This window comes from Bacteroides salyersiae (genome assembly GCF_031172035.1).
In the GTDB taxonomy this organism is placed as follows: Bacteria; Bacteroidota; Bacteroidia; order Bacteroidales; family Bacteroidaceae; genus Bacteroides; species Bacteroides salyersiae.
Genome location: NZ_CP133452.1, coordinates 1209053 through 1230710, shown reverse-complemented (window position 1 = coordinate 1230710; position 21658 = coordinate 1209053). Strand labels below are relative to the sequence as shown.

Below are 21658 nucleotides of genomic sequence, written 5' to 3'. Positions count from 1 at the left end.
GAAATATCTAACATAAATTCAATTAGAATACATCCATCACTTTGCCTAAGTCATAAAGCAACTAAATATATGTTTATGCAAGGTTCTCCACCATCCAATACCCAATCAAAACCGACATGTATTATCTTTAATAAGGGGTAATTTTGTCCGAAATACAATTATGGTAATTACCAAAACACAGAGTACAATTCTCACTGGACGAAATCCACTTTATTTGCATAACTCGAATGATAAACCATTCCAGGGTCGACGTAAAATTAAAATTATGTATATTATAAACATTAACCATTTATAAAACTATAAACCATGAAACATTTATTTTCAACTTGGGCAATCCTATTATTTGCCCTGTTTATCGTAGTTCCCAACAGTTTTGCCACCAAAAGGAAAGCGCAACACGTCGTTCTGATCGGCCTGGACGGATGGGGAGCATACAGTGTAGAAAAAGCGGATATTCCCAACATCAAAAACGTGATGGCGAATGGAGCGTACACGTTGAAAAAACGTTCGGCACTCCCCTCGTCAAGCGCCATTAATTGGGCCTCCATGTTTATGGGAGCCGGTCCCGAACTACACGGCTATACCGAATGGGGATCCAAAACGCCGGAACTTCCGTCACGCGAATTGAACCAACACGGTATTTTCCCAACCATCTTCCAACTACTACGTGATGCTTCTCCGGAAGCGGAAATAGGTTGCTTATACGAATGGAACGGCATCAAATACCTGGTAGACACGCTTGCATTGAGTTATTACCAACAAGCTCCGGATTACAACAAACACCCCACTGCCCTGTGCGAAATGGCCGTAAGCTATTTGAAAGAAAAGAAACCCGCCCTTACCCTTGTGGCATTTGATAACCCCGATCACATAGGTCATGGTGTCGGTCATGACACGCCCGAATACTATGCAAAACTAAAAGAACTGGACGGATATATCGGACAAATCATCCAAGCTACCAAAGATGCAGGAACATTTGACCAGACTATTTTCATCATAACAGCCGACCACGGTGGTATCAATAAAGGTCACGGCGGAAAAACAATGAATGAAATGGAAACTCCTTTTATTATTTGCGGAAAAAACATCAAAAAAGGATTGAATTTCAATGAAAGTATGATGCAATATGATGTGGCATCCACCATCGCCTATGTATTCGGCCTAAAACAGCCACAAGTATGGATAGGACGCCCGATGAAACAAGTGTTCAAATAAGCGGAAAGGGTGCACCCCTACCATCAAATCGCCCACATTATAACCATGAATGCGCTCCAAAAGTTTTATATCTGACTTTTGGAGCGCACTCATATGCCCCACAGCCCATCTTCTTAAGTGCTTATAACTCTCTTTTTCATTATAAAAACAGAACTTTTTCGTAACTTTGCACCGTTTGAAAAAGAAGTATTAAAACGAATGGACTTTAAGTACGACGTAATAGTAATCGGTGCCGGCCATGCCGGTTGTGAAGCAGCAGCAGCCTCAGCAAACCTGGGCTCAAAAACCTGTCTCATCACGATGGATATGAATAAAATCGGCCAGATGAGTTGCAATCCGGCAATAGGCGGTATCGCCAAAGGACAAATTGTACGTGAAATAGATGCGCTGGGTGGGCAAATGGGACTGATAACGGACCAAACAGCCATTCAATTCCGTATCTTGAACCGCTCGAAAGGGCCGGCAATGTGGAGTCCGCGCGCGCAATGCGACCGCAATAAATTTATCTGGGCTTGGAGAGAAGCATTAGAAAACACACCCAATCTTCACATCTGGCAAGATACAGTAAAAGAATTGCTCGTTGAAAACGGAGAAGTTGTGGGATTAGAAACAATGTGGGGAGTTACTTTTCATGCAAAATGTGTAATACTTACCGCAGGTACATTCCTCAACGGACTGATGCACGTTGGGAAAAACATGCTGCCGGGCGGACGTATGGCAGAACCGGCATCTTACCAGTTGACCGAATCCATCGCACGGCATGGTATCAGCTATGGTCGGATGAAGACAGGTACCCCTGTGCGTATAGACGGACGAAGCGTGCATTATGAATTAATGGATACGCAAGACGGAGAAGCCGATTTCCATAAATTCTCTTTCATGGATACTCACGTGCGTCATCTCAAACAGCTACAATGCTGGACATGTTTCACCAACCCTGAGTCACATCGTATTTTGCGTGAAGGATTGTCCGAATCTCCCCTTTTCAACGGACAAATTCAAAGTATAGGGCCACGCTACTGCCCAAGTATAGAAACTAAAATCGTCACCTTTCCCGATAAAGAGCAACACCAATTGTTTTTGGAGCCCGAAGGGGAAACCACACAAGAATTATACTTGAACGGATTCTCTTCTTCACTCCCTATGAGCATACAAATTGAAGCGTTGAAGAAGATTCCTGCTTTTAAAGATTTGGTTATTTATCGTCCCGGATATGCGATTGAGTATGACTTCTTTGATCCGACCCAACTAAAACATTCGTTGGAATCGAAGAAAATCAAAAACTTATTCTTTGCCGGACAAGTAAACGGAACTACCGGATATGAAGAAGCCGGCGGCCAAGGAATCATTGCCGGTATCAATGCACATATCAATTGTCATGGAGGTGAACCGTTTACACTGGCGCGTGACGAAGCATATATCGGAGTACTCATCGATGATCTTGTAACCAAAGGAGTAGACGAACCTTACCGGATGTTTACTTCCCGTGCTGAATATCGCATTCTATTACGAATGGACGACGCAGACATGCGCTTGACAGAAAAAGCATGGAAATTGGGATTAGCAAAAGATGATAGATATACATTGCTAAAAAAGAAGCGAGAAGCGATAGAACGCATTGTCTCTTTCGCGCGCAACTATTCGATAAAAGCGGCACTTATCAACGATTCACTCGAAAAACTGGGTACTACTCCTCTACGTCAGGGATGTAAATTGATAGACCTAATAAACCGTCCTCAAATCACAGTAGAAAATATAGCCGAACATGTGCCGGCATTCAAACGGGTACTCGACGAAATCACAGAACGCAAAGAAGAAATTATCGAGGCTGCAGAAATACTGATTAAATACGAAGGGTACATCGGCCGCGAACGAATTATCGCAGACAAGCTTGCCCGGTTGGAGAGTATCAAAATCAAAGGAAAATTTGATTATAATTCCATTCAATCCCTATCCACCGAAGCAAGACAAAAGTTAGTCAAGATAGATCCGGAGACTATAGCACAAGCGAGCCGAATTCCGGGGGTATCACCAAGCGACATCAACGTGCTGTTGGTACTTTCAGGAAGATAAGAGCGTGCGTTTCACGTGAAACAAAACATTTAAAGAAACGAAATAAATCAATGATTATGAGCAAAGAAAGGCTTATCAAAAGCATTCGGGAAATACCCGATTTTCCCATTCCGGGAATACTCTTTTATGATGTTACTACCCTATTCAAAGATGCTGCATGCTTGCAGGAACTTTCGGATACAATGTATGAGATGTATAAAGATAAAGGAATCACAAAAGTAGTGGGAATAGAATCCAGAGGCTTCATTATGGGACCAATTCTCGCCACACGATTAGACGCAGGCTTTATCCCGATCCGTAAACCCGGGAAATTACCCGCCGAAACGATTGAAGAGAGTTACGACAAAGAATACGGAAAAGACACGATACAGATACATAAAGACGCTTTAGATGAAAACGATATCGTATTACTGCACGACGATCTGTTGGCTACAGGTGGAACAATGAAAGCTGCCTGTGAACTGGTCAAAAAGCTAAAGCCGAAAAAAGTATACGTAAACTTTATCATCGAGCTAAAAGAGTTGAACGGAAAGGCCGTATTTGGAGACGATGTAGAAATAGAATCGGTATTGTCTTTATAAATAATTTCCTATATTTGCAGGGCGTAGCCATACAGCTACGCCCTTTTTAATATGGAAGCCGATCAGAAAACCAAAACCAGCGAATACCTGAAAGGGATTGTAGCAAATCTCCCGGAAGGCCCCGGTATTTATCAATATTTAAATGCCGAAGGAGTAATTATATATGTAGGAAAAGCAAAAAACTTAAAAAGAAGAGTATATTCCTATTTCAGCAAAGAACACGAACCTGGAAAAACAAGAGTATTAGTCAGCAAAATAGCCGATATACGTTATATCGTAGTCAATTCCGAGGAAGACGCTCTTTTATTAGAAAACAACCTGATAAAAAAATACAAGCCTCGGTATAATGTATTACTGAAAGACGATAAGACCTATCCGTCTATTTGCGTACAAAACGAATACTTCCCGCGCATATTCAAAACCAGAAAGATTATCCGTAACGGTTCCTCTTATTATGGCCCATATAGCCATATGCCATCGATGAATGCCGTACTCGATCTCATCAAGCACCTCTATCCGCTACGCACTTGCAATTTAAACCTTTCACCGGAAAATATCCGTGCCGGAAAATTCAGTGTTTGCCTTGAATATCACATAAAAAATTGCGCCGGTCCTTGTATCGGATTGCAATCGCAGGAAGAATATTTAAGAAACATCGGTGAAATCAAAGAAATTCTAAAAGGAAACACACAAGATATCAGCCGCATGCTATTTCAGCAAATGCAGGAACTGGCAACCGAGATGAAATTTGAGGAAGCACAAAAGATCAAAGAGAAATATACTTTGATAGAAAATTACCGTTCCAAATCCGAAGTAGTAAGTTCAATATTGCATAATATCGACGTGTTTTCCATTGAAGAAGACGAGAACAACTCCGCTTTTGTCAACTACCTGCACATCACTAACGGAGCAATCAACCAAGCTTTCACTTTCGAATACAAAAAAAGGCTGAACGAAAGCAAAGAAGAACTTCTTACACTGGGCATCATTGAAATGCGCGAACGTTACAAAAGCCTCTCACGAGAGATTATCGTACCGTTTGAAATAGACATGGAGTTAAGTAACGTGGTTTTCACCGTACCGCAACGCGGTGACAAGAAAAAGCTCCTTGAACTGTCGCAACTCAACGTTAAGCAATACAAAGCCGACCGCATGAAACAAGCGGAAAAGCTAAATCCGGAGCAGAGAAGCATGCGATTGATGAAAGAGATACAACAAGAGCTACATTTAGACAGACCACCCCTTCAAATAGAATGTTTCGACAACTCCAACATTCAAGGATCGGATGCCGTAGCCGCCTGCGTAGTATTCAAAAAGGTTAAACCATCCAAACAGGACTACCGGAAATACATTATCAAAACGGTAGAAGGACCGGACGACTATGCATCCATGAAAGAAGTGGTCAGAAGACGTTATCAGCGCGCCATAGACGAAGAGAGCACTCTTCCCGACCTGATCATTACCGACGGTGGAAAAGGGCAAATGGAAGCCGTAAGACAGGTTATGGAAGAATTGCATCTCACCATACCCATTGCCGGTCTTGCCAAAGACAGAAAACACCGGACTTCCGAACTTTTATTCGGCTTTCCACCGCAAACCATTGGGTTAAAACAACATTCTCCCCTCTTTAAATTACTGGAACAGATACAAAATGAAGTACATCGTTTTGCCATCACTTTCCACCGCGATAAACGCAGCAAACGCCAAGTAGCATCTGCATTAGACACGATTAAGGGTATCGGAGAGAAAACAAAAACAGCCTTACTAAAAGAATTCAAAAGTGTAAAGCGCATAAAAGAGGCTTCATTGGAAGAAATCAGCGCCATCGCAGGAGAAGCAAAAGCCAAAATTATCAAAGAGGCACTCCCTACCCCGGAAGCCACCAACCGGCAATAGATCAACATGTAGTGCACTAAATAACCTGTATCAACTTATTTAGCACACTGCACTTTTCATTCCCTATACCGATTTAAATATTTTTTTGAGAAAAACCATTTAAACTTCTGATTATCTATAACGTTTTTTGTAAATTTGCCTTTCCAAAAGCAATATAAAAGAGAAAATGAGAGTAGTAATACAGCGTGTCGGCCATGCATCAGTAACCATTGACGGGCACTGCAAATCAGCCATAAAAAAAGGAATGTTAATCCTCGTAGGCATCGAAGAAGCCGACGGAACAGAAGACATTACATGGCTGTGTAAAAAAATTATCAGTCTCCGCATCTTTGATGACGAAAATGGAATTATGAACAAATCGATCGTAGAGACTGGAGGTGAAATACTGGTAATCAGCCAGTTCACCCTACATGCATCAACCAAGAAAGGAAATCGTCCATCGTATATAAAAGCAGCTAAGCCGGATATTTCCATCCCTATTTACGAACAATTTTGCAGAGAATTGAGTTCTCTCCTTGGTAAGGAGATAGGTACGGGAGAATTTGGTGCAGACATGAAAGTGGAACTACTGAACGACGGCCCGGTAACCATTTGTATAGATACCAAAAACAAAGAATAATGACACTGGAAGAAGCTCAAAAACAGGTAGACCTGTGGATAAAAAAGTACGGAGTGCGCTACTTCAGCGAACTTACGAATATGGCCGTACTCACCGAAGAAGTAGGTGAATTGGCGCGTATAATGGCACGCAAGTATGGTGACCAATCTTTCAAGGAAGGAGAGAAAGACAACCTTTCCGATGAAATGGCAGATGTACTCTGGGTACTTCTTTGCATCGCCAATCAAACCGGTGTAGATCTCACCGATGCCTTCACCCGCAATCTGGAAAAGAAGACCCAAAGAGATAATAAAAGACATATAAATAACCCCAAATTGAGTGACCATGGAACAGAATGACACCCACCTAAGCAAGTATGAAGCCGCGTTGGCTAAGTACAATACCAACCTGAGCGATGCCGACGTGCAAGCCCGCGTAGCTGCAATCATTGCAAACAAAGTAGCGGAAAATAATACGGAAAAGGTAAAAAAACTCCTTTTCAATTGTATAGATCTTACAAGTCTGAACAGTACGGACAACGATGAAAGCATTATGAAATTTACTGAAAAGGTAAATCAGTTCGATAACGAGTTTCCCGACTTGAAAAACGTAGCTGCTATTTGCGTATATCCGAACTTTGCAGAAGCCGTTAAAAACACATTGGATGTTGACGGGATAAAGATAGCCTGTGTATCAGCAGGTTTCCCTTCTTCGCAAACATTTATCGAAGTAAAAATAGCCGAAACAGCCATGGCGCTAATGGAAGGTGCTGATGAAATAGACATCGTTATTTCCGTCGGGAAATTCCTTAGCGGAGACTACGAAACGATGTGTGAGGAAATTCAGGAATTGAAAGACACCTGTAAAGAACGCCATCTGAAAGTAATCCTTGAAACCGGAGCTTTAAAAACAGCCTCCAACATCAAAAAGGCCTCTATCCTATCCATGTACTCGGGAGCGGATTTTATCAAAACATCTACCGGAAAACAGCAACCGGCAGCCACTCCGGAAGCAGCATATGTAATGTGTGAAGCCATCAAAGAGTATTACGATAAGACCGGAAACAAGGTCGGATTCAAACCGGCCGGAGGCATCAATACTGTAAATGATGCACTGATTTATTACACCATAGTCAAGGAAATATTAGGAGAGGAATGGTTAAACAACGAATTATTCCGCTTGGGAACAAGCCGATTAGCGAACCTGCTGCTTTCTGAAATAAAAGGTGAAGAAACAAAATTCTTCTGACATACTGCCAACTCCTCCTCCCGCAAAGAGGGGGAGTTTTCATATTAAGACTCCTGCTACGATTGCAAACTCATATCTATAATTAAGAAAAACTAAAGTTCCTTACTTACAAATACTCATATTTTTACTATCTTTGCCGGACATTAGACTATAGAGAATAGGATAATGCACTGTATTAGAGAACGTTTCATTTATTATCTTTTTCCTGGAATTCGGCAAAATTCATGTTATGAAAGGTAATAAGCAAACGGGTCTCACGCACCTTCACGTATATACTCTTGTTATATATCGAACGGAGCGTGAGACTGTTGCTTGTATCGTCATAACGGCTTGCCGAAGCCCCAGGAAAGATACAGAGCAACAGTTCTCACGCTTTTCGGTTAACAAAAGATTAAAAAAGACAAGAGTATGGAACAAAACAGTATTTCAGTACGTTTCAACCCGAACAAAAGAAACGACATCTTAGCAGTCAACAATACACAGAATTTGCTTATCGGGCTAATATCCAGTATGAAAACGGGCCTTTTTGTCGATAGTTTGGAGACAGGCATAGAACATGAAAGACTCCATCGACTACTGGCAGAAACGCCACAGCTGAAACAGGAAGCCGCTATCATCGAAATGCTGTCCCTCCTTCGCAACGAAGGCGAACGAACCTCCTACTCCATCCTTATACCTTATCTGCTCACAGCCAACAACGGAGACGAAACAGAAAGAATCCTTCGCGAACGTTTTTTCGGCATAGAATTGTTTATACACCGCGCTAAAAACTTATATCATTTCTTGGAATATGTGGATAAGAAAAACATCGTATCCATCGAAAAAGAAGACCTTAAACGGGGGATTCTGGCATGGGATATGGGAGAACTGATCAGTTGGGCACGAATCGCTTGCGAAACCGGATATATCGACGAAAAAACCGCTTGGGAATATATTAAATATGCAGGAGAACAATGCCGACAGACATTCCGGAACTGGAATGAAATAGGAAAGAGTTATTTAATCGGACAAGCCATGATAACGGACAAAAAAGAAGAAGCCGACAGAGCAATCAGATACTTTCTCCTGGCCACACAAGATGAAAACAGTCCATGGAGAAAAAATCATTTCTCCCTATCAACCACATAATCGAGATAAGCTTCAAGCGCTTCACAAACATCGGAACCAGATGTGATGGTGTGGAGTAAATCAAGGGCTTTTTCTTTGTAAAACTTCATCTTCTCTACGGCATATTCGATGCCACCATTCTCTTTGGAGAACTCTATCAAACGGGCGATTTCACCGGATGTAGCAGTACCCTCCTTTATTCTGACAGCTACTTCCTGTGCCCACGCATCGGCAGTAGAATTTAAAGCATAAATGGCAGGCAAAGTCAATTTCCCTTCCAACATGTCATTACCCGTCGGCTTACCAAGCGCTTTATTCTCAAAATAATCAAAAATATCATCTTTTATCTGAAAACAAATCCCAATATATTCGCCAAACAAACGGGCAATCTCCGCCTTTTCATCATCAGCATGCACAGATAATGCCGCCGATTTAGTACAAGCAGCAAAGAGCGCTGCTGTCTTCTTACGAATCACATCGAAATAGATTTCTTCAGAGAATTGCGGATTGCTTACATTGGAAAGCTGCAACAATTCGCCTTCAGCCAAATCTTGGCCCAGACAAGAAACAACCTCCAATATCTCGTGACTCATCGTTTTTCCGGCATGCACAAGACTGGTAGCCAGTAGAAAATCACCCACCAACACCGCTACTTTATTATTATAAATGGCATTAACAGAGAGCTGCCCGCGACGCTCGGTACTCTCATCCACCACATCATCGTGAACAAGGCTGGCCGTATGAAGAAGTTCCAGCGCAACAGCCGCATGAAGAGTGGCAGGCCGAATAGCACCATACAAACGTGCCACCAATAACACTAAAATAGGACGCATCATCTTCCCATTCCTCTGCCGGATATGAGCAATCACGTTATTCAGCAGAAGATTCGAACTGGACAGAGAACTATCAAATAGTCTCTTAAAGTCTTCCAGTTCCGTTGTTATCGGAGACTTTATTAGGGGTAAACTATCCATATATGACACAATTTGAGCACAAAAGTAATAATAAAACGGTTAATACCGTATTTTTTTGTACTTTTACCATGAAAAATTAGATAAATATGAATCAAAACAGTAAACTTTTCTTTTTGGATGCTTACGCACTTATATATCGGGCTTATTACGCCTTTATCAAAAATCCACGAATCAATTCCAAAGGTTTCAATACCTCGGCAATCTTAGGTTTTGTAAATACATTGGAAGACGTATTGAAAAAAGAGAACCCTACACATATCGGCGTGGCTTTCGATCCTCCGGGCCCCACCTTCCGACACGAAGCATACGAACAGTATAAAGCACAACGTGAGGAAACACCGGAAGCAATCCGCCTATCGGTACCTATCATAAAAGATATCATCCGGGCCTACCGCATACCTATACTCGAAATAGCGGGCTATGAGGCGGACGACGTAATCGGCACACTGGCTACTAAAGCCGGGCAACAAGGTATTACTACCTATATGATGACCCCCGACAAGGACTACGGCCAATTGGTAACAGACCATGTATTCATGTACCGCCCCAAATACGGAGATAAAGAATTCGAAGTAATGGGCGTGGAACAGGTCAAGGCGAAATTCGATATTCAATCTCCTGTACAAGTCATCGATATGTTAGGATTGATGGGGGACGCTTCAGATAACATTCCGGGTTGCCCCGGTGTAGGAGAAAAAACAGCACAGAAACTAATTGCCGAGTTCGGTAGTATCGAAAATTTACTTGAGCACACTGACCAACTGAAAGGTGCACTAAAAATAAAAGTCGAGACAAACCGGGAAATGATTACTTTCTCCAAATTCCTGGCAACTATAAAAACAGATGTTCCTATCAAATTAGACATGGACGCATTGGTTCGTGAACAAGCAGACGAAGAAGCACTACGAAAAATTTTCGAAGAATTGGAATTTCGTACATTAATAGATAGAATCTTCAAAAAAGACAATCAGCCTCTCTCCTCTTCTCCCGGACCTCTTTTTGCACAAACAAACACTCCGATTCAAGGCGATTTATTCGCAGAATTTACGGCCAACGGGACAGTTGAAGAGAAAAAAACGAATCTACACACGTTAGAAACATTAAAATGTGATTACCAACTTATTGATAATAAGGATAAAAGGAGCAAATTAATTCAAAAGTTACTTACAACGAAAATTCTCGCGTTAGATACGGAAACTACAGGTACCGAGCCAATGGAAGCAGAATTGGTAGGAATGAGTTTCAGTTTTGCAGAAAATCAGGGATTTTATGTACCGGTACCCGCCGAACGGGAAGAAGCGTTAAAAATAGTAAATGAATTCCGGAAAGTCTTCGAAAATGAAAAATCATTGAAAGTCGGGCAAAATATCAAATATGATATGATCGTCCTCCAAAATTATGGAGTGGAAGTGAAAGGCCCTCTTTTCGACACAATGGTAGCACACTATGTCCTCCAACCGGAACTTCGTCACGGAATGGACTATCTGGCCGAAATTTATCTCCACTACCAGACCATTCATATCGAAGAGCTTATCGGCCTTAAAGGAAAGAACCAAAAAAACATGCGCGACCTCGATCCCAAAGACATCTACCGATATGCTTGCGAGGATGCAGATGTCACACTAAAATTAAAAAATGTACTCGAAAAAGAACTGAAAGAGAATGATGCTGAAAAGCTTTTCTATGAAATAGAAATGCCACTCGTCCCTGTACTTGTAAACATTGAAAGCAATGGTGTACTTTTGGACACAGAGGCGCTCAAGCAATCGTCAGAACACTTTACAGCACAAATGGCAGCCATCGAAAAAGAAATTTACGAATTGGCCGGTGAAGAATTCAATATCGCTTCTCCCAAACAGGTAGGCGAGATACTATTCGACAAACTAAAAATTGTAGACAAAGCCCGGAAGACCAAAACCGGCCAGTATGTCACATCGGAAGAGGTACTCGAAAGCTTGCGGCATAAGCATCCCGTAGTAGAAAAGATATTGGAACACCGTGGGCTGAAAAAATTACTGGGTACCTATATAGACGCCTTACCGTTACTTATAAACCCACGTACAGGACGTGTACATACTTCTTTCAATCAAACGGTTACGGCTACCGGACGTCTCAGTTCCAGTAATCCCAACCTTCAAAATATCCCTATTCGTGATGAAAACGGGAAAGAGATCCGCAAAGCATTTATTCCCGATGAAGGATGTCTGTTCTTCTCTGCCGACTATTCGCAAATAGAATTACGTATCATGGCACATCTGAGCGAAGATAAGAATATGATAGATGCTTTTCTAAGCGGTTATGACATTCACGCTGCCACGGCAGCCAAAGTGTATAAAACCAATATTGAAGATGTAAACTCCGATATGCGCCGTAAAGCCAAAACAGCCAATTTCGGGATCATATACGGCATTTCCGTCTTTGGCCTGGCAGAAAGAATGAATGTGGACCGGAAAGAGGCTAAAGAGCTCATAGAAGGTTATTTTGAGACTTATCCACAAGTAAAAGCCTATATGGACAAAAGCATCGAGGTAGCACGTGAAAAAGGCTACGTCGAAACCATATTCCACCGTAAACGTTTCCTACCGGATATCAACTCGAGAAATGCAGTAGTACGCGGATATGCCGAACGTAATGCCATCAATGCGCCCATCCAGGGAAGTGCAGCCGATATAATAAAGGTCGCTATGGCACGTATCTACGAACGTTTCAAACGCGAAGGGCTGAAAGCTAAAATGATACTGCAAGTACATGACGAACTAAACTTCAGTGTTCCGATAGAAGAACGGGAACGGGTAGAACAAGCAGTCATTGAAGAAATGGAAAAAGCCTATAAGATGCATGTCCCCTTAAAAGCAGATTGTGGTTGGGGAAAAAACTGGCTGGAAGCACATTAAAAAAGCCAATCGCCACATGCCAGAGAACCCTGAAAGTTTTTATCAGACTTTCAGGGTTCTCTTCAAAAACGGCTTCCCACTTCCTGTGTGCCACGTGGAACAAATGCATAAAGATGAATACATTAGAAGATATTTATTACCTTTGTCTACTCATAAACACCAAAACAACTCCTCATGAATCAAGAATTAAAGCAGTACGTAGAAACCACCATTATTCCAAAATATGAAATGTTTGATAAGGCCCATAACCGGACACATGTATGCACTGTCATTGCCGAAAGCCTGATACTGGCAAAAGATTACCCCCTAAATACGAACATGGTTTATACCATAGCAGCTTACCATGATCTCGGATTATGTAAAGACAGAGCCACACACCATCTTGTCTCCGGTGAAATTCTTGAGAATGATAAAATGCTGTACAGATGGTTTACAGAGGAAGAAATAAGAGTAATGAAAGAAGCCGTAGAAGACCACAGAGCCTCTTCTGACCATGAGCCACGCAGTATTTACGGAAAAATTGTAGCAGAAGCAGATAGAATTATAGATCCGGAAATTACATTAAGAAGAACCGTACAATACGGATTGAAACAGAATCCGGCAGAAAACACAGAATGGCATTACAACCGCTTCCTAAATCATCTCTTAAATAAATATGCCGAAGGAGGATATCTGAAGTTATGGTTCGAACACTCAAAAAACGGAGAAAAATTACGAGAATTACGGTCACTTATCAACAACCGGGAAGAATTAAGAAATGTTTTTAACAAGATATTTGAAGAAGAGACAAATCTACAGATATAAATTCGTACGAAAAATTAACAGAATAGAAAAAACAGCCGGAGTTTTTTCACAAAAATCCCCGGCCCAACCAGTTACAGAGAATTTATCATCTAAAAACTAAAAAACATTCAATCTTTACCTAACTCTACAAAAGTAACACAAAAAAAGGAAAATATCAAATATCAGATTTGCGAAAAACGAACATTCCGAATCAAAACACGCTTAAGGCGACAAAATTAGAGTTTATATAGCGAAAAAAAATCATATCAGACAGAAACGTTCCTGCAATTCTTTCAAGAACCCACGTGAAATACGCAAATCCTCCCGATCATTAAAAGGGGGATACAGTTGGCATTGTTTGCCATTAATAACAGCCAGATAGCTGACATTTATAATTATTGATTGACTAATCTGTACAAATGACTCCGAATAGCTTATAATATCTTCAGCTTTCGTGTTTTTCTTAAGGCTCAACCTGGCCTGATTGAAAAGTGTCACCTGCCACTGTCGTTTATCTTTCGAATATTCAAAGAAACCTATCTCTTCAATACGAAGCAACTTAAAACCTGTCACAGTACTTATCATGAAGGTATCGCGTTGTGGCAATAATGCACTCACAGACGCCGCAAAGGCCGGAATCGCCGGATGGGAAAGCGCTGCTTTCCGATAACGTTCAATAATCAATTCGAGATCTCCTGAAACAAAGGGTTTCAATAAATAATCAAATGCCGATTCCCGCAATGCCTGAAGCAAATATTTGTCATAGGCTGTATAAAAAACAACCTTCATATCCCACAATACCTCGTCGCGCATTTCACTCAGTAACCTGATCCCCTGGATATCCGGTAATTCTACGTCTAAAAACAGAAGATCAGGATGTTGCTCCATGATTAATTTTCTTCCTTTAGCCCCATTGACAGCAGTCCCTCTGACATCCATTTCGGGATATAACGCCAATTCCCGACACAGATTTTCTATCGCCGTACGATCATCATCCACAATCACTACTTTGCAAATTCCATTCATTGTTATCATAGATCATAAGAATAATTGCATGGGATATACACAGAAACACCAGTTCCGGTTCGCATCCCGTCAGCAAGGTTTGTTATTTCAAAACGTATCTTTTCTCCTTTATTTTTTGCATTCAACAACTGAATTGTCTGATAAAGCACTTTCAGACCTGTGCCTGTTCCCCGGGTAGGCGACATAACCTGAGGTAAATATCCCCGTCCGTTATCTGCAATCATTATCCGTACGCCATTCCCTTCAGGCATAACAGATATCTCTAACCGCTTCTCCCCTTCCATACCAGCAAGTCCATGCTTAATAGCATTCTCTACCGGAATCTGCACAATCATGGAAGGTACAATGATTTTCTCTACATCCAAGGTCGTATCGACCGATAAATCCAATATAAAGTTTTCACCTAACCGGTCCCTTTCCAAGCCGATATACGTCTGTACAAAATCCAATTCCTCCCGTAGCGGCACACTTAGTTTCTCTGTCATTTCCAAACTCTTACGCAACAATTTCACTAAATCAACCAATCCCGAACGTTCTCTGTCAGTCCCTTTAAAACGGCTAATCTCACGATTCAGCACATTAAAAGTAAAATGAGGTGAAACATGATTACGGATATTCTCCATACGAAGGCGGCTTATCTGGTTAAGAAGACGTTCCTGCAAAAAAGCACGTTTCTTTTTCATCAAACGATAAAGAAAAAATAATATAGCGATAGAGCCAACACAGGCAATAGCCCAAATGTACGATGTAAGCCGCAAGACTTTCATCTCTCCCGACTGTTTTTCAATCAAAAGTTCACGCCGCATTACAATCGTGTCCTGACTATATCGCATGTCTAACTCCGCAACACGAGTACGTATCTGCTCGTTCCGGATAGAATCATTCAACTCCTGATCACGTCTCAAATATTCATAAGCACGCCGATAATCACCTGTCTGCTCAAAATAGTGCTGCAAATACTGATTACGGATATTAATCATATTGGCATCGACATGCCCGTCAGGAACAGTACGCGCAATCATCCGGCTGGCAAGTGACACATCACCCTGTCGGAGTGCAAGTTCTATCATTTGAGTTTCAATATAATACATCGCCGAACGATTATTCATACCGGAAAAGAAACGATAACTGTCATTCAGATATAGTTGAGCGGAATCCAACTTATCAGTCAATACATACAACTCACCCAGATTGGCTTTACACAGATTCTGTTCATAAATCATCTGAGAATAAGGAGCTACAACAGCTAAAGCACGCTCCATGTAGCAAGAAGCTTCCCGGTAATCTTTCTTATAATAAAAATGGTTACCACGATTGTTGAGATAAGTAAACTTCTCAGGAACACTCATCTGCGAAAAGTAACGGCCGGCCATCTCATAATAATGATTAGAAAGATCGAAATCACGCAATTCCATATACGTCTGTCCCAAACCATAATAAATAGGAAATTTATTGCGGTCGGGCAAGCCTAATGAATCACAAAGGAACAACGCACGCCGATAATAATAAGCCGCATCGGTATAATCGCTTTTATGAACATTACCGTCGGCCAGATTTATGCAAATATCAGGCAAATAAGACAATTCATTACCCTGCTTGCGATGTTCATAAGCTTTCTGATAATACACAACCGCAGAATCCGGAAAATTCCATCTCCCCCATACATTTCCCATCATATTGTAAGTGGCAGAAAAGAGATCGTGTATTTGTGGAGAGTCAGAAGATTTCTGACAAAAATGAAGAATTATCCGGCTGTAATACACAACCGAATCAAACTGAGAAGCAGCAAAACAGGCCTTAGAATAGACATTCATTAATCGATAATAGGACAAACTATCTGCAGTCTGCGACATATTCTTACGCAATAAAGAACGGGAATAGGCATTATTCGTGAACAGAGAATCCATCGCTTTTCTTTCCAATAAAGTCACAATATCATCTTCGTCACCCGTTTCTGATATGTCTACATGCTCGTCACATCCACACACAAACAATAATGAACAGATGAATACAATAACTCCCTGAATATATCTATCTACCATCTCCTTATCTATAGAATATTGCAACAAAAATACATTCTTTTTCTGAATGATATATATATTCTGATAGAAATTATAAGCAAAATTACTTATCTTTGTAGCCAATATTATAGAATACAGGAATCTAATGAGTCCATTAAACTTCACTCACATTCTGACACAGGCAGTCGATGAGCTTTCGGAAAGCGAATCATATAAAGGACTGTTTCATCAACACAAAGACGGCGAACCCTTGCCCTCTGCACGGGTATTGTGCGAAATTATCGAGTTGTCACGTTCCATTCTCTTTCCCGGGTATTTCGGTAATTCCACGATCAACAGCCGGACAATCAATTATCACATCGGAGTTAATATTGAAAAATTATTCGGCCTGTTGTCAGAGCAGATTCTGGCAGGATTGTGTTTCGGAAAAAATGAAGAATGCGGTACTTGCAACGAATTACAGCGCGAAGAAGCAGCCCGTCTTGCCGCAAAGTTTATCAGTAAGTTACCACATATGCGTCGTATTCTGGCCACGGATGTGGAGGCAGCTTACAATGGCGACCCTGCAGCCCAAAGCTTCGGCGAAGTGATTTTCTGTTATCCGGCCATCAGAGCCATCAGTAATTATCGCATTGCCCACGAATTATTGGAATTAGGTGTACCGCTCATTCCCCGTATCATTACGGAAATGGCACACAGTGAAACGGGCATAGATATTCATCCGGGTGCTCAGATCGGAAGCTATTTTACCATAGACCACGGAACCGGTGTGGTAATCGGAGCCACCAGTATCATCGGACAGAACGTGAAACTGTACCAAGGGGTTACGTTAGGTGCCAAAAGTTTCCCGTTGGATGCCGACGGCAAGCCGATCAAAGGCATTCCCCGCCATCCGATACTGGAAGACAATGTGATCGTCTATTCCAACGCAACTATCTTAGGACGTATCACTATTGGTAAAAATGCGACAGTAGGCGGTAACATCTGGGTGACGGAAGACGTACCTGCAGGAGCGAAAATCGTCCAGACCAAAGCCAAAAAATAAAGGAAACAATGTGCAAGTATGCCCATGTACCGATTAAGAGAATAAGAAATTAATAACTTGAATAATTAACAAATTAACGCGCCAGCCAATCGGCACATTACCCCCATTGGCATATTGGCACATTATTCATTATGAGCGAACAATTTGAAATGATTGCCAAAACCTTCCAGGGATTGGAAGAGATACTGGCAGAGGAGTTGACGGCATTAGGAGCCAATGACGTACAGATAGGTCGAAGAATGGTTTCATTCACCGGAGATAAAGAGATGATGTACAAAGCGAACTTTTGCCTGCGCACCGCCATCCGCATTCTGAAGCCTATCAAAAATTTTAAAGCCAAGGATGCCGACGAAGTTTATGATCAAATCAAAGCCATCGATTGGGAAAATATATTGGATGTAAACAAGACCTTCGCCGTAGATGCCGTTGTATTCAGTGAAGAATTCCGTCATTCCAAATTCGTCTCTTATAAAGTGAAAGACGCTATCGTTGACTATTTCCGCGAATTGAACGGCAAACGTCCATCCGTGCGTATCAACAAACCGGATGTACTATTAAATATCCATATCGCACAAACGACCTGTACTCTCTCCCTCGATTCATCCGGCGAATCCCTACATCGACGCGGTTACCGTCAAGAAGCTGTTGAAGCACCGCTAAACGAGGTATTGGCAGCCGGTATGATTTTAATGACCGGATGGAAGGGCGAATGCGATCTCATCGATCCGATGTGCGGATCGGGAACAATCCCCATCGAAGCTGCATTGATAGCCCGTAATATCGCACCGGGTGTATTCCGCAAGGAGTTCGCTTTTGAAAAATGGGTAGACTTCGATCAGGAACTATTTGACAATATCTACAACGACGATACGCAGGAACGGGAATTCGGACATAAAATATACGGTTATGACAACAACCCGAAAGCCAATGAAATTGCCATGCATAACATCAAGGCTGCCGGTGTATCAAAAGACATCGTTTTGAAACTACAACCGTTTCAGCAATTCGAACAACCGGCCGAAAAATCAATTATCATCACGAACCCGCCTTATGGTGAACGTATATCCACCAATGACCTTTTAGGACTGTACAGCATGATCGGCGAACGATTAAAGCATGCATTTGTGGGCAATGATGCATGGATACTCTCGTATCGTGAAGAATGTTTCGACCAGATAGGATTAAAACCCAGTCAAAAGACCCCACTTTTCAACGGAGCACTGGAATGCGAGTTCCGTAAATACGAAATATTCGACGGTAAATACAAGGAATTCAAGAGTCAGGAAAGCGGCGAAGAGAATGGAGAAAAAACATCGAGAGAGAGAAAAGAATTCCGTCCACGCCGTGAAGAAGGAAGCCGTAGTTTCTCCGGAGACAGAAGGCCAAGAGAAGGACAAAGCTTCAATAATGGCGACAGAAAGCCGAGAGATTTCAAAAAAAATTAGAAGCCGAAGGCTGAAAAGTAGCAATGATGGATGAATTAGCTATCATAGAAAATAAGATCTATGAAATCAGAGGACAGAAAGTAATGCTGGACTTTGATCTGGCAGAAATGTACGGCGTAGAGACTCGAGTATTAAAACAAGCTGTACGGCGCAACATCGAACGTTTTCCAATAGAATTCATGTTTGAACTTACTAAAGAAGAAGCAGAGTTTTCAAGATCACAATCTGTGACCTTGAAAACAGGACAAGGACATAACATTAAATATCTTCCTTTTGCTTTTACAGAGTATGGAGTAGTGATGTTATCAAGTGTACTAAAAAGCAAAACGGCCATTGAAATCAATATCAATATTATCCGTGCCTTTGTCCACATGCGCCAATATTTGCTTTCGAACATCCCCAAGCAAGAACTGGACGAATTAAGAAAACGTGTGGAATATCTCGAAGAAGATATATCCTCCGATCGGGAAAGCTATGAAAAACAGTTCGAAGAGCTGTTCACAGCCTTTGCCAAAGTCAGTGCCATCATTCAATCTAAAACGGCTCCTTTAAACAGGGTCAAGATACAAGGATTCAAAAACCAAGAGGATAAATAAGAAAATGATGAATAAAAAAGGTTATCTACTGATAGGATTGATCTATAGCCTATTTATCACAAATATCATGTCGCAAGAGTTAAAAACGCCGACACTGGAAGATCTGATTCCCGGCGGCGAGACCTACCGTTATGCCGAAAACCTTTACAGCTTACAATGGTGGGGGGATGAATGTATCAAACCAAGTATAGATACTCTATTCGTTATCGATCCCAAAACAGGAAAAGAGAAGATCATCGCCATACGGGAAACCGTAAACAAAGTACTGGAAAAAGAACAGACAGGTAAACTGCCGCATTTCTATTCCACAAGTTTCCCTTGGGCAGATAAAGAAGAAATGCTGATCGAACTGCCCGGCAAATATGTTGTCTATGACTTCAAAAACAACCGGATCGTTTCTACCGTTACATTGGCAAAAGGTGCTTCTAATCAAGATTATTGTACCGCTACCGGAAACGTGGCCTATACGGTCGGGAACAATCTGTACGTAAACGAGAATCCTGTTACCGATGAGCCCGAAGGCATTGTTTGCGGTCAATCCGTACACCGAAACGAATTCGGCATCTACAAAGGCACATTCTGGAATCCCAAAGGCGATCTGCTGGCATTTTACCGTATGGACGAAAGTATGGTGACTCAATATCCACTGGTAGATATAACCGCCCGTATAGGAGAAGTAAACAACATCCGTTACCCAATGGCGGGAATGACCAGCCATCAAGTCATGATAGGTATCTACAATCCGACTACCGGCAAAACGCACTATTTAAAGACCGGAGACCCTACTGACCGTTATTTTACCAATATCAGTTGGTCACCGGACGGGAAAAGCCTCTATCTGATAGAATTAAACCGCGATCAGAACCATGCAAAATTGTGCCGATATGATGTAGAAACCGGAGAACTGGCCGCTACCCTCCTCGAAGAGACACATCCCAAATATGTAGAACCTCAGCAACCCATCGTTTTCTTACCTTGGGATTCTACTAAGTTCATCTACCAAAGCCAACGTAGCGGTTTCAATCATTTATATCTGTATGACATCACCGGCAAGCTGATCAAGCAACTGACCGAAGGGCAATGGCTGGTTAATAGCATCTTGGGCTTCAATGAAAAAAAGAAAGAAATTCTTTTCAGTGTCAACGATGCTACAGGACGGGATAACTTCTCCGTAAATGTAAAAACAGGCAAACGCAGTCTGCCTTTCAGTATGCATACAGATACCGAAGGAGTACACAATGCTACAGCCAGTCAATCAGGCCGTTATGTGATTGACAGTTACTCTACTCCCACCATTCCCAGAAAAATTGACATCATCGATACTCAAACGGGAAAGAACATCAACTTGCTCACAGCAGCCAATCCGTTCGACGGCTACAAAATGCCGGTTATCGAAACCGGTACGATCAAAGCCGCAGACGGTGTAACCGATTTGTATTACCGCCTCATCAAACCTGCTGACATGGATCCGAACAAAAAATACCCCGTCATTGTATATGTCTACGGAGGTCCCCATGCTCAAATGGTCACAGGAGGCTGGCAAAACGGTGCCCGCGGATGGGATATTTACATGGCCAATAAAGGATACGTCATGTTCTGTCTGGATAATCGCGGCAGCTCTAATCGTGGACTGGAATTTGAAAATGTTACCTTCCGCCAATTAGGTATCGAAGAAGGAAAAGACCAGGTAAAAGGAGCCGAATTTCTACAAAGCTTGCCTTATGTAGATAAAAACCGGATCGGCGTGCATGGATGGAGCTTCGGCGGCCACATGACTACTGCACTGCTACTCCGCTATCCGGAGATTTTCAAAGTAGGTGTAGCCGGTGGTCCTGTTATCGACTGGAGTTATTATGAAATAATGTACGGAGAACGGTATATGGATACTCCTCAAAGCAATCCCGAAGGTTATGAACAGTGTAATCTGAAAAATCTGGCCGGTAACCTGAAAGGGCATCTGCTCATCATCCATGATGACCACGATGATACCTGTGTGCCCCAGCATACACTTTCATTCATGAAAGCCTGCGTAGACGCCCGTACTTATCCGGATCTCTTCATTTACCCGGGACATAAACACAATGTAATGGGACGCGACCGCGTACATTTACACGAAAAGATAACCCGCTATTTTGAAGATAACCTGTAAACTGGTG

Annotated in this window: 17 protein-coding genes; 14 read left to right on the top strand and 3 right to left on the bottom strand. The window is 41.9% G+C overall.

The window, feature by feature from the left end; translation table 11 throughout:
- Positions 1-306 precede the first annotated feature (306 nt).
- From RB604_RS04565 to RB604_RS04530, 8 genes are all read left to right on the top strand, one after another.
- Positions 307-1215 carry an alkaline phosphatase family protein gene (locus RB604_RS04565; RefSeq protein WP_005927793.1) on the top strand — a complete coding sequence of 303 codons (909 nt, stop codon included), beginning with the start codon at positions 307-309 and terminating at the stop codon, positions 1213-1215.
- A 198-nt stretch (positions 1216-1413) separates the two neighbouring features.
- A complete protein-coding gene (gene mnmG / locus RB604_RS04560; protein WP_007479468.1) occupies positions 1414-3288 on the top strand; it encodes a tRNA uridine-5-carboxymethylaminomethyl(34) synthesis enzyme MnmG in 1875 nt (624 codons plus the stop codon).
- Between the two features lie 50 nt (positions 3289-3338).
- Entirely contained in the window at positions 3339-3869 is a 531-nt protein-coding gene (locus tag RB604_RS04555; RefSeq protein WP_122282119.1) for an adenine phosphoribosyltransferase, read from the top strand.
- A gap of 51 nt (positions 3870-3920) precedes the next feature.
- Positions 3921-5765, top strand: coding sequence for an excinuclease ABC subunit UvrC (gene uvrC, locus RB604_RS04550; RefSeq protein WP_007479471.1), 1845 nt, complete (start codon positions 3921-3923; stop codon positions 5763-5765).
- 166 nt (positions 5766-5931) lie between these two features.
- Entirely contained in the window at positions 5932-6384 is a 453-nt protein-coding gene (gene dtd, locus RB604_RS04545; protein ID WP_005927803.1) for a D-aminoacyl-tRNA deacylase, read from the top strand.
- Entirely contained in the window at positions 6384-6722 is a 339-nt protein-coding gene (locus RB604_RS04540) for a nucleotide pyrophosphohydrolase (RefSeq protein WP_005927806.1), read from the top strand. The genes dtd and RB604_RS04540 overlap by 1 nt, the downstream gene beginning before the upstream one ends.
- Complete coding sequence (gene deoC, locus RB604_RS04535; RefSeq protein ID WP_055293980.1) at positions 6709-7611, top strand: deoxyribose-phosphate aldolase; 903 nt, start codon at positions 6709-6711, stop codon at positions 7609-7611. The genes RB604_RS04540 and deoC overlap by 14 nt, the downstream gene beginning before the upstream one ends.
- 408 nt (positions 7612-8019) lie before the next feature.
- Complete coding sequence (locus tag RB604_RS04530; protein WP_007479478.1) at positions 8020-8739, top strand: DUF1266 domain-containing protein; 720 nt, start codon at positions 8020-8022, stop codon at positions 8737-8739.
- Here RB604_RS04530 and RB604_RS04525 read toward each other — a convergent pair.
- Positions 8715-9692 carry a polyprenyl synthetase family protein gene (locus tag RB604_RS04525; protein WP_005927813.1) on the bottom strand — a complete coding sequence of 326 codons (978 nt, stop codon included), beginning with the start codon at positions 9690-9692 and terminating at the stop codon, positions 8715-8717. The two genes, RB604_RS04530 and RB604_RS04525, sit on opposite strands and share 25 nt — an antisense overlap.
- Before the next feature lie 86 nt (positions 9693-9778).
- Between RB604_RS04525 and polA the strand changes: the two genes are divergently transcribed.
- Positions 9779-12586 (top strand): DNA polymerase I, encoded by a 2808-nt coding sequence (gene polA / locus RB604_RS04520; RefSeq protein WP_055293977.1) that lies wholly within the window; start codon positions 9779-9781, stop codon positions 12584-12586.
- A 174-nt stretch (positions 12587-12760) separates the two neighbouring features.
- Positions 12761-13390 (top strand): HD domain-containing protein, encoded by a 630-nt coding sequence (locus tag RB604_RS04515; RefSeq protein WP_005927820.1) that lies wholly within the window; start codon positions 12761-12763, stop codon positions 13388-13390.
- 240 nt (positions 13391-13630) lie between these two features.
- Here RB604_RS04515 and RB604_RS04510 read toward each other — a convergent pair whose 3' ends face one another.
- Positions 13631-14404: a LytR/AlgR family response regulator transcription factor gene (locus RB604_RS04510; RefSeq protein WP_005927822.1), complete on the bottom strand. Its 774-nt coding sequence runs from the start codon at positions 14402-14404 to the stop codon at positions 13631-13633.
- Positions 14401-16437 (bottom strand): tetratricopeptide repeat-containing sensor histidine kinase, encoded by a 2037-nt coding sequence (locus tag RB604_RS04505; RefSeq protein WP_055294025.1) that lies wholly within the window; start codon positions 16435-16437, stop codon positions 14401-14403. Before RB604_RS04505 ends, RB604_RS04510 begins: the two co-directional genes overlap by 4 nt.
- Before the next feature lie 124 nt (positions 16438-16561).
- Between RB604_RS04505 and epsC the strand changes: the two genes are divergently transcribed.
- The 4 genes from epsC to RB604_RS04485 all read left to right on the top strand — a co-directional run bounded on the left by epsC (position 16562) and on the right by RB604_RS04485 (position 21651).
- Positions 16562-17461 carry a serine O-acetyltransferase EpsC gene (gene epsC, locus RB604_RS04500; RefSeq protein ID WP_005927827.1) on the top strand — a complete coding sequence of 300 codons (900 nt, stop codon included), beginning with the start codon at positions 16562-16564 and terminating at the stop codon, positions 17459-17461.
- A 131-nt stretch (positions 17462-17592) separates the two neighbouring features.
- The gene (locus RB604_RS04495) at positions 17593-18906 is read left to right on the top strand and encodes a THUMP domain-containing class I SAM-dependent RNA methyltransferase (protein WP_055293975.1); all 1314 of its coding nucleotides are present in this window, start codon (positions 17593-17595) and stop codon (positions 18904-18906) included.
- A 26-nt stretch (positions 18907-18932) separates the two neighbouring features.
- Positions 18933-19502, top strand: a complete 570-nt coding sequence (locus tag RB604_RS04490) for an ORF6N domain-containing protein (RefSeq protein ID WP_172680665.1) — start codon at positions 18933-18935, stop codon at positions 19500-19502.
- A 7-nt stretch (positions 19503-19509) separates the two neighbouring features.
- Positions 19510-21651, top strand: a complete 2142-nt coding sequence (locus tag RB604_RS04485; RefSeq protein ID WP_055294023.1) for a S9 family peptidase — start codon at positions 19510-19512, stop codon at positions 21649-21651.
- Positions 21652-21658: the final 7 nt, after the last annotated feature.